Here is a 12174-nt window from a genome sequence, read left to right as displayed (position 1 = left end):
CCGAGCCGGTCGCACAGGCTGTGCCGCCAAGTCGGCCAGCGATCAGGTTCGCGGTGTTAACGAGTGAGCGGAGCGGGCGTACCATGCCCGCCAGAGAGGTGCCCAGCATGACCGAACGAACCCTGATCGACACCGCCCACACGCTCGTCGCGCACGACAAGGGCCTGCTCGCGATGGACGAGAGCAACGCCACCTGCAACAAGCGCTTCGCCGCGCTCGGCATACCGCAGACCGAAGCTGCGAGGCGCGACTGGCGCGAGCTGATCGTCACCGCGCCGGGCCTGGCCGACAGCATCTCGGGCGCGATCCTGTTCGACGAGACGATCCGGCAGAAGACCAACGCGGGCCAGCCCTTCGCGAAGGCGCTGGCCGATGCCGGCATCATCCCCGGCATCAAGGTCGACATGGGCGCCAAGCCGCTGGCGGGACACCCTGGCGAGACTGTTACGGAAGGACTCGACGGCCTGCGCGAGCGCCTTGCCGAATACGCCACGATGGGCGCGCGCTTCGCCAAGTGGCGCGGCGTGATCGCCATCGGCGACGGCCTGCCGAGCCGAGCCTGCATTCGCGTCAACGCACATGCACTGGCGCGCTATGCCGCCCTGTGCCAGGAGGCCGGGCTGGTGCCCATCGTCGAACCCGAGGTGCTGATGGACGGCGGCCACTCGCTCGCGCGCTGCGCCGAGGTCACCGAGGAGGTGCTGCACCGAACCTTCGTCGAACTGCGTGCGCAGGGCGTGCTGCTCGAAGGCATGCTGCTGAAGCCCAACATGGTGCTGCCGGGCCTGAAGGCCGGCGTGCAGGATTCCGTCGAGGCCGTGGCCGAGGCGACTGTGCAGTGCCTGCTGCGGACCGTGCCGGCCGTGGTGCCCGGCGTGGCGTTTCTCTCGGGCGGCCAGCCGGCGCAGCTGGCGTCCGCGCGGCTCAACGAGATGAACCGCCGCTACAGGTCGCGCCTGCCATGGGCGCTGACCTTCTCTTTCTCTCGCGCGGTGCAGCAGCCGGCGCTCGACGCGTGGAAGGGCGACGCGGCCAATGTGGCGGCCGCCCAGCAGGCGCTGGTGGAGCGCACCAGTGCCAACCGGGCCGCGCGCCGTGGCGAATACAAGGAGTAGCCAGGCGTCCGCTCAGCCGGCCTTGGCCGCCTTCACCAGCGAAGGCGTGGCCTTGTAGCTTTCGGGGAAGAGCTTCTTCAGGTCGTCGATCTTCGGCATGTCGTTGATCGCGATGTAGGGCTGGCTCGGGTGCAGCGTCAGGTAGTCCTGGTGGTAGTCCTCGGCCGCGTAGAAGGGCTTCGACAGTTCGACGGTGGTGGCCAGCGGCTTGCCGAAGGTCTTCGCCTGGTTGAGCTGCGCGATGTAGGCGCTGGCGACGCGCGCCTGTTCGGCGTTCTCGGCGAACACCGTGGAGCGGTACTGGGTGCCGGTGTCCGGGCCCTGGCGGTTGAGCTCGGTGGGGTCGTGCGCCACCGAGAAGTAGATCTGCAGCAGCTTGCCGTAGCTGATCTGCTGCGGGTCGTAGGTGATGCGCACCGACTCGGCATGGCCCGTGCTGCCCGACCCGACTTCGTCGTAGCGCGCCGTCTTCGCCTCGCCGCCGGCATAGCCCGAGACGGCGTTGCTCACGCCCTTGACGCGCTGGAACACGCCCTGCACGCCCCAGAAGCAGCCGCCGGCGAACACGGCGGTTTCGGTCTTCGCGCCTGGCGCCGCGACCAGGTCGGCGGTGGGGGCGGGCACGCGACGGGCGGTTTCGGCGAACGACGGCACCGCATGCCAGACCAGGGCGGCGGCGGCCAGCGTGCCGGCGGTGAGTGCGAGGGATTTCATGGGAATTCCTTGGGGAACGGGATTGGCTTCGGCCGGTGGAGCGGCCCACGCGACATTGACGCCGAATCCGTCGGACGTCAATGGCGCTTGCGAGGTGCCTTGCGGGCTTACTTCTTCATCTCGTCCTTGCCCATGGCGTCCTTCTTCATGGCGTCCTTGGACATGGAATCCTTCGCCATCGAATCCTTCTTCATGCCGTCCTTCGACATGGAATCCTTGGCCATCGAGTCCTTCTTCATTGCGTCCTTGGACATCGAGTCCTTGGCCATGCCGTCCTTGGACATTTCGTCGGCGGCAAAGGCCGAGGCGCCGGCGAAGGCCATGCAGGTGGCGAGCAGGGTTGCGGTGAGCTTGTTCATTTGGCGTCTTCCTGAGTGAGTTGAGGTTGGGTTTTCAATGTCGGCTCGGTCCCTGTGGAACTCCGCCTTTCGCTTTCTTCGGCAGTCGAGCGGCTGGCGGCCCCTCAGCTCCCTCCGAACCAGTTGTAGCCCTGGTCTTCCCAGTAGCCACCGGAATAGGTGTTGGTGACGAACATCGCCTTGATGTGCTTCGGGTTCTTGTAGCCAAGCTTGGTCGGCATGCGCAGCTTCATCGGAAAGCCGTACTTCGGCGGCAACGGCTGGCCGTCGTAGCTCAGCGCGAGCAGCGTCTGCGGGTGCAGCGCGGTGGGCATGTCGATGCTGGTGTAGTAGTCGTCCGCGCACTTGAAGCCGACGTACTTCGCCGTCAGGTCGGCGCCGATGTGGCGCAGGAAGTCGGCAAAGCGCACGCCGCCCCACCTGCCGATGGCGCTCCAGCCCTCCACGCAGATGTGCCGCGTGATCTGCTCCTGCTGCGGCATGGCGCGCAGCTCGGCCAGCGTCCAGGCGTGCCGGTCGGCAACCATGCCGGTCACCTCCAGCTTGTAGCTGGCCTCGTCGACCTCGCGGACCTCGTCCTCGCCGTAGTAGGCGTTGAACGGGAAGGGGCGCGTGATCTCGGCCTCGGTGTACGTGGGCGCGAGCTGCGTCGGGCTGAAGATCAGGCCCTGCACCTTGTCGTTGAGGCGCGAGATCTTCGTGAGCGCGGCTTCCACCTGCGCGTTGTCGCTGATGCTGCAGCCGGTGAGAAGCGACAGGCCGCCGAGGGTGAGCGAGCGACGCAGGAACACGCGGCGCGAGGGCTCGTCGAGCTTCTTCGAGATCAGCGTGCGGGCTTCGCGCAGCACGGCGTCGCCGTCGATGCCGCTCAGGGTGGGGGCTTTGAAGATTTTCATCAGGCTTTGGCCGCGCGACCGCGGATCATGGTGAGGAGCGTGCGGGGCACCAGGGCCACCATCACGAGGTGCACGACGACGAAGCCGACGATCGCTGCCATGCCGAAGAAGTGCACGCGGCGGGCCGACTCGTAGCCGCCCATCAGCTCGCGTAGCACCGGGAACTGCACCGACTTCCACAGCACCAGGCCCGAGAGCACGATCACGATCAGGTCGAGCATCACGAACAGGTAGGCCAGCTTCTGCACGTTGTTGTATTGGCGCGGGTCGGCGTGCGAGAGCTTGCCCTTCAGGGCGGCCAGGGCGTCGCGCCAGACCCCGGCCGGCGTCAGCGGAAAGAACTTCGCGGCCAGCCGCCCGGTGGCGATGTTCATGAACAGGTAGAACAGGCCGTTGGCCACCAGCAGCCACATCGCGGCGAAATGCCACTGCAGGGCGCCGCCGAGCCAGCCGCCGAGCGTCACCACGGTCGGGATGTTGAAGGGGAAGAAGGGCGCCGCGTCGTAGATGCGCCAGCCGCTGGTCACCAGGATCACCACGGCCAGGGCGTTGAGCCAGTGCGAGATGCGCATCCACAGCGGGTGGACCGGCCCGGCTTCGGCCGTTGCGGTGATGGGGGCGGTGGCTGTCGTGCTGTTCATGGAGCGGATTCTTGGGCGCACCCCATGGCCGATTCATCACGCAAAGTTCAATTAATCGTGATAACTCCGCCGGCCGGTTGGCGGGACAATGGCGCCACCATGGACACTCCCAAGCGCGTGCTGATCGTCGAGGACGACGCCCACATTGCCGAGCTGCTGCGCATGCACCTGCGCGACGAGGGCTACGCCATCGAGCATGCCGCCGACGGCCATGCCGGCCTTCGCGAGCTGGAGCGCGGCAACTGGGACGCGCTGGTGCTCGACCTGATGCTGCCCGGCATAGACGGCCTGGAGATCTGCCGCCGAGCCCGCGCGATGACGCGATACACGCCGATCATCATCATCAGCGCCCGGTCCAGCGAGGTGCACCGCATCCTCGGGCTGGAGCTGGGGGCCGACGACTACCTTGCCAAGCCTTTCTCGGTGCTGGAGCTGGTGGCGCGGGTGAAGGCGCTGCTGCGGCGTACCGACGCGATGGCGCGCAACGCGCGCATGGACTCGGGCAGCCTCACGCTGGGCAACCTCGACATCGAGCCGCTGTCGCGCGAGGTTCGGGTGGACGGCAAGCCGGTCGAACTCACGCCGCGCGAGTTCGACCTGCTGTACTTCTTCGCGCGCAACCCCGGCAAGGTGTTCTCTCGGCTCGATCTGCTCAACCAGGTCTGGGGCTACCAGCACGACGGCTACGAGCACACCGTCAACACCCACATCAACCGGCTGCGCACCAAGGTGGAGGCCGATCCGGCGCAGCCGAAGCGCATCCTCACCGTGTGGGGGCGCGGCTACAAGCTCTCGGGCACCGGCAGCGCGGAGGAGGCCGCATGATGATGGCCTGGGCCACGCTCTCGCGGCGGCTGTCGGCCGTGTTCGCGGTGCTGCTGCTGGTGTGCTGCGGCGCATCGGTGTGGCTGCAGGTGCGCTCCAACGGCATGCATGAGCAGGAAGTCGTCCAGCGCCTGTCGCTCGGGCTGGCGGCGCACATCGCCGAGAACTCCGAACTCATGAAGCCCGGCGGGCTCGACCAGGCGGCGGTGAAGGACCTGTTCGACAAGCTGATGGCCGTCAACCCCAGCGTGGAGGTCTACCTGCTCGGACTGGACGGCCGCATCGAGGCGCAGGCCGCGCCGCCCGGGCACCTGAAGCGCGACAGGGTCGACCTGGGGCCCATCCGCAAGCTGCTGTCGGGCGCGCCGCTGCCGATCGCGGGGGACGACCCTCGCAGCCCGAACGGCGCGAAGGTGTTCAGCGCCGCGCCGCTGCAGATGGGCGGTCGCGACGCCGGCTACGTCTACGTGGTGCTGCAGGGCGAGGACCACGACGCGCTGGTCGCCAACGTGGCGGCCGACAACGTGCTGCGCACCACGCTGTGGACGATGGGTCTGGTGTCTCTGCTCGGTCTGCTGGCGGGGCTGGCGGCGTTCCGCCTCATCACGCGGCCGCTGCGCGAGCTCACCGCGGCGGTGAAGCGCTTCGAGAGCGAGGGCATCGCATCGCTCGAAGGCGAGGCGCCCACGCTGGAGCGGCTTTCGCATGGCAGCGACGAGATCGCCCAGCTCGGCCAGGCCTTCGCGCAGATGACGCGCCGCATCGCCGAGCAATGGCGCGAGCTGACCCTGCAGGACCAGCAGCGCCGCGAACTCTTCGCCAACATCTCGCACGACCTGCGCACGCCGCTCACGTCGCTGCACGGTTACCTCGAGACGCTGCTGCTCAAGGCCGGCACGCTCGACGAGGCGGAGCGGCGCCGCTACCTCGAGATCGCGCTCGGCCAGAGCCGCAAGGTGGGCCGGCTGGCGCAGGAGGCCTTCGAGCTGGCGCGGCTCGAATACGGCGTGGTCAAGCCCGAGAAGGAAAGCTTCGCGCTCGCCGACCTGGTGCAGGACGTGTTCCAGAAGTTCGAGCTGGCGGCGGAGGCCAGGCACCAGCGCCTGAAGCCCGACATCGCGCCGGGCCTGCCGGTGGTGTCGGCCGATCTCGGCATGATCGAGCGCGTGCTGACCAACCTGCTGGACAACGCCATCCGCCACACCCCCGAGGGCGGCGAGATCGTGGTGCAGCTGCGCGCCGAGAACGGCGGCGTGACCGTGCAGGTGAGCGACACCGGCCCCGGCATTCCTGGCGAGCTTCAGAAGGCGATCTTCACGCGCCCGGTGTTCATGAGCGGCTCGCGATCCGAAGGCACGGCCAGCAGCGGCGGGCTGGGCCTCGTGATCGTCAAGCGCATCCTGCAGCTGCACGGCAGCGACATACGGCTGGTGGAGCAGCCCGACAAGGGCGCGGTGTTCCGCTTCCAGCTCGGTGGCGCGGCAGCGGGCTGAAGGCTCTTCCCGGGTCTGGGCGCGCGAGGAGGTCGATGCTAAAAGAGCGGTGCGACCGACCCTCGATACAAGGAGACAGCCCACCATGCCAGCCTTCGACACCGTCCTGATCGACAAGGACCCGCAGCACCCGCGCATCGCGCGCCTCCTGCTGAACCGGCCCGAGAAGCTCAATGCCATCGGTGAGACCACGCCCGCCGAGATACGCCGCGCGGTCGAGTGGGCCGAGGCCGACGACGAGGTGCACGTGATCGTGGTCGAGGGTGCGGGCCGCGCCTTCTGCGCCGGCTACGACCTCGGCGACTACGCCGAGGGCCACGGCCGCGAAGGCGGCGCAGGGCACGGCGACCACCCCTGCCGACAGGAGAAGACGCCGTGGGACCCGATGCTCGACTACGCCGCCATGAAGCGCAACACCGACGACTTCATGGCGCTATGGCGCAGCCGAAAGCCCACCATCGCCAAGGTGCACGGCTACGCGGTGGCCGGCGGCAGCGACATCGCGCTGTGCTGCGACCTGCTGACCATGGCCGACGACGCGCGGATCGGCTACATGCCCACGCGCGTGTGGGGCTGCCCGACCACCGCGATGTGGACCTACCGCCTCGGCGCCATGCGTGCCAAGCAGCTCATGTTCACCGGCGACACCATCACCGGCGTCCAGGCGGCCGAATGGGGGCTGGCCAATTTCTCGGTGCCCGCCGAGCGGCTCGAGGAGGCCACGATGCAGCTCGCACAGCGCATCGCCGGCGTGCCGGGCTCGCACCTCATGATGCACAAGCTGGTCGTCAACCAGGTCTGGCATTCGATGGGGCTGGAGCAAAGCCAGATGTTCGCAACCGTGTTCGACGGTATCACCCGCCACAACCCCGAGGGCATGTGGTTCAGGCGGCAGGCGGAGGCCGAGGGCTTCAAGAGCGCTGTGCAGTGGCGCGACAGCGGCCGGCCGATTCCGGAAGGCGACGAGGCGAGGGCGCGCATCGCCGAGCTCGAAGCGAAGCTCGCTGCCGCGCGGGCGGCGGTGCCGCCCGCGGGCTGATGCTGACGGCAGGCCGACGAGCCCGCCGGTCCTCGCCCCGAAGCCTCAAGGGGCGCAGGGGGCGCCTGCCGCCAGCTGCGAGCGCACGGCCATCAGGTCCGTGCTGTCGTCCGGGCTCTGTGCATTGCGGGTGAACTTGCAGCCGTACAGCGAGCTTGCAACCGCGGAGGGCGTGACCACGTCGTCGCCCGCGGGCTTGGCGGTGTTGTCCTGCTCCCAGGCGAGCATGGCCGCGAAGGCTTCTTCCTGTTCCTTGATCGTGAAGTCGCAGTGCGTGATGCCGCGGATGGCGCGCTGCACCAGCCACTGGCTGTTGCCCTTGGCCGCCACGCGCTGGTTGTAGATCTGCTCCATGCTGAAGGGCACGTACAGGTCGCCGAGCGTGTGCAGCGTGACCACAGGGATCTTGAACTCGCCGTTGACCTTGGGAATCCAGCGCAGCCCGTCGGTGCGCAGGCGATTGGCGTCGGGCGCGGCGGTGAGCTTCTGCGCGCTCGCATTGAGCTGGTCGGTGGCGGCGGTGTCGCCGTCGATCTTGTAGGTGAAGCGGTTGGTGTCCAGCGTGCTCTTGTTGAGGATGCCGTTGACCGTGCCGTCGCTGCCGAACACGCCCCAGACCGCCTGGAAGGAGCGGCCTTTGCCCAGCGCGAACTGGAAGAGCGGACGCGGGCCACCGGTCAGGTTCTGCAGCACCGAGGCGTAGGCCAGGCCGGTGGCGCCGTTGGGCACGACGTCCGAGTTCGTGAAGGTCGAGAAGAGCGTGGCGGTGACCTGCGCGCCGATGTCGGCCCACTTCGGCGTCGGATAGCTGGCGTTGCCGGCCAGTGCCTGCGCAGTCACTTGCGCGGCGGCGAAATAGTCGAACAGCTCGGTGTCGCCCACCACGCCGCACATCGGCACCGCGCCGTTGTACTTCACCTTGTGGTTGGCCGTGGCGTAGGCCTCGTCCTCGATGGCGGCCGCCGTGATGTGGCCGCCCATCGAGTGGCCGGTGATGAAGATCTTCGAAGGCGCTGCGAGCTCGCGGCCGTTGGCCTTGGCGATGGCGTTGAACTGCAGGGCGAGGGCGTTGGTGTCCTCCACGCCAGCGCGCACGTCGTAGTAGTTCTTGCTGTAGCTGGAGGCCGCCCAGGCGTAGCCGTTCTGGATCAGGTAGCGGCGGATCGTCGGCGTGCCGGCCTTCAGCAGGTTGCCTTCGCCGGCATAGCCGTGCGCGTACATCACGAGCTTGCCGTTCCAGTTGGCGGGCACCTCGACGTTGTACTGGGCGCCATCCAGCATGCCGGCCCAGCGGCTGGTGGTGCTGTTGTCGACGGTGTCGCTCGGGGCGGCCGCGAGCGCGGCGAATGTGGTGGCCGAGGGGTCTGCCGGCGCGAAGGAGTTGCGGCTGTCCTGCAGGCGGGTCTCTTCCGGCGCGGGGGCCGGTGCGGGGGGCGGAGGCGCCGGCGGGTTGGGGGCCGGAGCGGGAGCCGGGGCGGGGGCCGAGGGCAGGAAGGTGAATCCGTTCGAGCCGCCGCCTCCGCCGCCGCACGAGGCGACGGCGAGGCTGGCTGCCAGGGCGATGAGTGTCAGGCGCGCTGAATGCATGGGGTGTCTCTCTCCGTTTTTTTCAGGTTCTTGGAATAGGACCGGCGCGGCGCTGCACCCGCGATCGCGTAGAACGACCGTGCTATTTCGCTGGCCGGCGGCGCAGCGTAGAGGCGATGCCGAAGCCGCCCGTGGGGGATTTCCCGCAGCGGCTATCACTTGCGCGACAGCCGTGCAGGTCGTGTCGCCGTCAGCCCTCGCGACGCGTGACGAGCACCGTGGCTTCCAGGCCCTCGTAGGCCTCCGGGTCGCCGAACCAGCTGCCCGAGATGGGCGCCGCCAGCGCAGGGTCGCGCGCCACGCCCACGCGGATAAGCTGGCCGCTGCCCATGAGGTTGTTGGTGGGGTCGAAGGCCAGCCAGCCCACGCCCGGCAGGTAGGCCTGCAGCCAGGCGTGCGTGGTGCCGGCGCCGGTCATCGAGTCGGACTCTCCCTGCGTGCGCGCGGCGGTGTCGAGTGCCGCGTCGTAGAGATAGCCGGAGACGAAGCGCGTCGCAATGCCCAGGCGGCGCGTGGCTTCCATCATCAGCAGCGCGTAGTCGCGGCAGCTGCCGCTGCCCAGCGCCAGCGTCTCCAGCGGCGTCTGGGTGCCTTCCTCGTCGCGCGCCTTGTACTCGAAGCTCTGGCCGATGTGCGCGTTCATGCGCGTGAGCACCTCGCGCGTGCTGTTGGGCTTGTCGCTGCGCAGGAACTGGTGGGCCCAGCGGATCAGGGTGCCTTGCCCGTCGTCGTCGTGGTGCGGGCGCAGGTAGTGCTCGAGGTCGAGGCGCTCCTGCACCGAGTAGGCAAAAGGCAGGAACTCGGCCGACGGGTCGAGCGTCAACAGGTCGCGCTGCGAGGGCGGCACGTGCTCGATCGTGAAGGAGCACACGATGCGCAGCTCGGTGGCTTCGCCCAGCGGCTGCACCAGCGCGACGGAGTTGGAGTTGGGGTCCTGGATGAGCCGCGTGTTCGCCTCGGGGCTCACCTGCAGGTCGGTGGCCAGCACGCGCAGGTCGTGGCTGTCGCGCGGGCGGAACATCACGCGGTGCAGCCCGAAGCTGACCGGCTTGCTGTAGCGGTAGACGGTGGTGTGCCTGATGTCGTACTGGATGGCCATGCGCCGCATTCTCGTGCCTTCGCCCTGCAAAAGCGCGGCGCCGGACGCGCCATGCCGCAGAATCGGCACCCTCTCGCCCGCCCACTCCGTTCCATCGAGACATCGAGGAGATACCGCGCCGCCATGTACTCCGCCACCTTCATCTTCGCCAGCAAGCAATTCGACGACGAGTTCCACCGCCTCGACCAGACCATCGCCGCCGCCGCGAAGTCGCTGCCCGGCTACCTGGGCGAGGAAACCTGGGAAAACCCAGGAAACGGCCTGGTGTCGAACGTCTACTACTGGGACTCGCTCGAAAGCCTGCAGGCGCTGATCCGGCATCCCGCGCACCAGCAGGCCAAGGCCGCGCAGGCGAACTGGCTCGACGGCTACAAGGTCGTGATCTCCGAAGTGCTGCGCACGTATGGCGACAGCCGCATCGACCACATGCTGGCGCCGGCGGTGAAGGGCGCCAGCTAGGACGCGATTCAGAGCCTTTGGGTGCCGAGCGCCTTGGCCAGCGTGGCGGGCAGGGGCAGCGGCTCGGCATGCCACTGCGCGGCGAGCAGCTCGGCACACAGGGCCGCGAAGCTCAGGCCGCGCGAGCCCAGCGCCGTGCACGCCCAGAGGCCGGCGTCGACCGGGCCTGCGAGCGGGCGCCGGTCGCCCGAGGCGCATCGGACGCCGACCCATGCGTGACTCTCGGCGTCGGCCAACGCCTGGGCGGCAGACGGGTGCAGGCGTGCGAGGCGCTCTCGGTTCGCGGCGCTGTCTGCCGCGGTGGGTTCGAGGCTGGTGCTGTCACGGTCGAAGGTCGCACCGGCCAGCCACATCGGGGCTTCGTCGCGCTCGCCGGGGACGTGGGCGACCAGATGGCCGTCGCCGTTGATCGGCGTGTGGGGCAGCGGCGTGCTGTCGTCGGGCATCGGGCCGAAGGCGACCTGTCCGCGCACCGGCTGCAATGGCAGGGCGGGTGCGAAGCGGCCCGATTCGAAGCCGGCGCAGATGACCACGCGGTCCGCTTCGGCCAGCAACCCGCCCGAAGCATCGAACAGCCGCCAGCCGTCCGGATGCCGCTCCAGCCGTTCCACCCGGCAGCCGCCGCGGAACTCGACGCCGGGCTGGCGCAGCCAGGCTGCGATCAGCCGCCAAGGCTTCACCCAGGCCGCGCGCGCGTGCCAGATCGCGGGCGTGTCGGTGGTCAGGCCGGCTGCGGCCAGACGATCGGCATCGGCGGGCCAGGATTCGTTCGGCCCATGGCTGCTCCAGCCGGCGGGCACGCGCACATCGCCATCGGGCCGGCGTTCCAGCACGCCGGTGGCGCACCAGTCGCGGCCTTCCTCGAGCAGGCGCTCGAGTTCGATCCACGTCGCGCGGATGCCTGCCCGCGTGAGCCGCGAGAGCAGCGCGTCGTCGGGCGACACATGCGGTGCCAGCATGCCGACAGGCAACGACGACGCACCGGACGCGGGCCAGTCGGCCGCATCGAGCACCGTCACCTGCCAGCCGCGACGCGCAAGGCTGGCAGCCACGGCGGCGCCTGCCAGGCCCGCGCCGACGACGGCGCAGCGGCCCGGCGCATCGACGCGCTCGGGCACGGGCTCGCGGCGGCGCACGGTCCAGGCGGGGGCGAAGGTGCCGCACAGGCAGTCGCGCTTGGGCGGCAGGCCAGGGCGCTTCTCGATGACGAAGCCCTGCTGCGCCAGCGCGTCGCGAATCGCCCGCGCGATGGTCCAGGTGGCGATGCGCGTGCCCTGGCGGGCGAAGCGCGACACCGCCTTGAGCGTGTCCGGCGACCACATTTCAGGGTTCTGCCGGGGACTGAAGCCGTCTAGAAAGATGCTGTCGGCCTCGAAGCGCTGGGCACGCAGCATCGGCTGCACGTCGCCTACGCACAGCGTGAGCAGCACGCGGCCATCGTCGAAGGCCAGCCGATGGAAGCCGGGCAGCAGGCCGTTCCACTGCGCAGCCAGTTCGGCGGCCAGCGGAGCCAGCTCAGGATAGGCGCCCGCCGCGCGCAGCAGATCGGCGGCCGAGACCGGATGGGCCTCCACCGAAACGAAGTGCAGCAGCCGCGGGCGTGCCGGGTCGGCGCGCCACGCCTGCCAGGTCGTCAGGAAATTGAGGCCCAGGCCGAAGCCGGTTTCGAGAATCCGCCACTGGGGCTGTCCGCCCCAGGCCTGCGGCAGGCCACAGCCGCCGAGGAAGACGTGGCGCGACTGAGCCAGTGCGCCGGTTTCTGTGTGATAGATGTCGTCGAAGCGCTCGCTGCGGGGAACGCCGTCTGCGCGCCAGGTAACAGGCTCACCCCCAGGCTTCGCGCACTTCGTGTCGCTTCGCCCACCCCCTTCGAGGGGGCAACACCTGCAGCCCGGCGAAGCCGGTTCTGCGGTGTTTCCCGAGGAAGAGGTGGGCGGCAATCGCGGG

12 protein-coding genes are annotated in these 12174 nt (G+C 69.1%); 5 read left to right on the top strand and 7 right to left on the bottom strand.

From position 1 onward, the window contains the following. Positions 1 to 107 precede the first annotated feature (107 nt). On the top strand, positions 108 to 1115 hold the full coding sequence (locus ACTJLF_RS02320; protein ID WP_440882415.1) for a class I fructose-bisphosphate aldolase: 1008 nt from the start codon (positions 108 to 110) through the stop codon (positions 1113 to 1115). A gap of 12 nt (positions 1116 to 1127) precedes the next feature. Here the strand turns inward: ACTJLF_RS02320 and msrA are convergent, their stop codons facing one another. From msrA to ACTJLF_RS02300, 4 genes are all read right to left on the bottom strand, one after another. Beyond that, the gene (gene msrA, locus ACTJLF_RS02315; protein ID WP_440882414.1) at positions 1128 to 1829 is read right to left on the bottom strand and encodes a peptide-methionine (S)-S-oxide reductase MsrA; all 702 of its coding nucleotides are present in this window, start codon (positions 1827 to 1829) and stop codon (positions 1128 to 1130) included. Between the two features lie 107 nt (positions 1830 to 1936). Next, entirely contained in the window at positions 1937 to 2188 is a 252-nt protein-coding gene (locus ACTJLF_RS02310; protein WP_132750870.1) for a pentapeptide MXKDX repeat protein, read from the bottom strand. A 104-nt stretch (positions 2189 to 2292) separates the two neighbouring features. Next, positions 2293 to 3084 (bottom strand): molybdopterin-dependent oxidoreductase, encoded by a 792-nt coding sequence (locus ACTJLF_RS02305; protein WP_019652917.1) that lies wholly within the window; start codon positions 3082 to 3084, stop codon positions 2293 to 2295. Further along, positions 3084 to 3725, bottom strand: a complete 642-nt coding sequence (locus ACTJLF_RS02300; RefSeq protein WP_440882413.1) for a cytochrome b/b6 domain-containing protein — start codon at positions 3723 to 3725, stop codon at positions 3084 to 3086. Before ACTJLF_RS02300 ends, ACTJLF_RS02305 begins: the two co-directional genes overlap by 1 nt. 99 nt (positions 3726 to 3824) lie before the next feature. On the opposite strand from ACTJLF_RS02300, the gene ACTJLF_RS02295 reads away from it, so the two are divergent. The 3 genes from ACTJLF_RS02295 (at position 3825) to ACTJLF_RS02285 (ending at position 7082) form a co-directional block, all read left to right on the top strand. After that, the gene (locus ACTJLF_RS02295; RefSeq protein ID WP_019652915.1) at positions 3825 to 4550 is read left to right on the top strand and encodes a response regulator transcription factor; all 726 of its coding nucleotides are present in this window, start codon (positions 3825 to 3827) and stop codon (positions 4548 to 4550) included. Then, entirely contained in the window at positions 4547 to 6043 is a 1497-nt protein-coding gene (locus tag ACTJLF_RS02290) for an ATP-binding protein (protein WP_440882412.1), read from the top strand. Before ACTJLF_RS02295 ends, ACTJLF_RS02290 begins: the two co-directional genes overlap by 4 nt. An 85-nt stretch (positions 6044 to 6128) precedes the next feature. Next, positions 6129 to 7082, top strand: a complete 954-nt coding sequence (locus ACTJLF_RS02285; RefSeq protein ID WP_440882411.1) for a crotonase/enoyl-CoA hydratase family protein — start codon at positions 6129 to 6131, stop codon at positions 7080 to 7082. 45 nt (positions 7083 to 7127) lie between these two features. Here ACTJLF_RS02285 and ACTJLF_RS02280 read toward each other — a convergent pair whose 3' ends face one another. After that, complete coding sequence (locus ACTJLF_RS02280) at positions 7128 to 8669, bottom strand: alpha/beta hydrolase family protein (protein WP_440882410.1); 1542 nt, start codon at positions 8667 to 8669, stop codon at positions 7128 to 7130. 190 nt (positions 8670 to 8859) lie between these two features. Continuing rightward, positions 8860 to 9768, bottom strand: coding sequence for a transglutaminase family protein (locus ACTJLF_RS02275; protein ID WP_440882409.1), 909 nt, complete (start codon positions 9766 to 9768; stop codon positions 8860 to 8862). Positions 9769 to 9891: 123 nt separating this feature from the next. Here ACTJLF_RS02275 and ACTJLF_RS02270 point away from each other — a divergent pair, with 123 nt between their 5' ends. Further along, positions 9892 to 10227: an antibiotic biosynthesis monooxygenase family protein gene (locus ACTJLF_RS02270; RefSeq protein ID WP_019652910.1), complete on the top strand. Its 336-nt coding sequence runs from the start codon at positions 9892 to 9894 to the stop codon at positions 10225 to 10227. 8 nt (positions 10228 to 10235) lie between these two features. Here ACTJLF_RS02270 and mnmC read toward each other — a convergent pair whose 3' ends face one another. Further along, positions 10236 to 12167: an FAD-dependent 5-carboxymethylaminomethyl-2-thiouridine(34) oxidoreductase MnmC gene (mnmC, locus tag ACTJLF_RS02265; protein WP_440882408.1), complete on the bottom strand. Its 1932-nt coding sequence runs from the start codon at positions 12165 to 12167 to the stop codon at positions 10236 to 10238. Positions 12168 to 12174: the final 7 nt, after the last annotated feature.

The organism is Variovorax sp. 22077, assembly GCF_052044195.1.
GTDB lineage: Bacteria > Pseudomonadota > Gammaproteobacteria > Burkholderiales > Burkholderiaceae_C > Variovorax > Variovorax atrisoli.
The sequence above is the reverse complement of the archived record's forward strand: the minus strand, read 5'-3'. Positions and strand labels throughout refer to the sequence as shown.

Bases quoted from the DNA above. Each gene is read 5' to 3' on its own strand.
- ACTJLF_RS02270 (WP_019652910.1), top strand. From the start codon at position 9,892: ATGTACTCCGCCACCTTCATCTTCGCCAGCAAGCAATTCGACGACGAG.
- ACTJLF_RS02280 (WP_440882410.1), bottom strand. From the start codon at position 8,669: ATGCATTCAGCGCGCCTGACACTCATCGCCCTGGCAGCCAGCCTCGCC.
- ACTJLF_RS02320 (WP_440882415.1), top strand. From the start codon at position 108: ATGACCGAACGAACCCTGATCGACACCGCCCACACGCTCGTCGCGCAC.
- ACTJLF_RS02310 (WP_132750870.1), bottom strand. From the start codon at position 2,188: ATGAACAAGCTCACCGCAACCCTGCTCGCCACCTGCATGGCCTTCGCC.
- msrA (WP_440882414.1), bottom strand. From the start codon at position 1,829: ATGAAATCCCTCGCACTCACCGCCGGCACGCTGGCCGCCGCCGCCCTG.
- ACTJLF_RS02275 (WP_440882409.1), bottom strand. From the start codon at position 9,768: ATGGCCATCCAGTACGACATCAGGCACACCACCGTCTACCGCTACAGC.
- ACTJLF_RS02285 (WP_440882411.1), top strand. From the start codon at position 6,129: ATGCCAGCCTTCGACACCGTCCTGATCGACAAGGACCCGCAGCACCCG.
- ACTJLF_RS02295 (WP_019652915.1), top strand. From the start codon at position 3,825: ATGGACACTCCCAAGCGCGTGCTGATCGTCGAGGACGACGCCCACATT.
- ACTJLF_RS02300 (WP_440882413.1), bottom strand. From the start codon at position 3,725: ATGAACAGCACGACAGCCACCGCCCCCATCACCGCAACGGCCGAAGCC.
- ACTJLF_RS02305 (WP_019652917.1), bottom strand. From the start codon at position 3,084: ATGAAAATCTTCAAAGCCCCCACCCTGAGCGGCATCGACGGCGACGCC.
- ACTJLF_RS02290 (WP_440882412.1), top strand. From the start codon at position 4,547: ATGATGATGGCCTGGGCCACGCTCTCGCGGCGGCTGTCGGCCGTGTTC.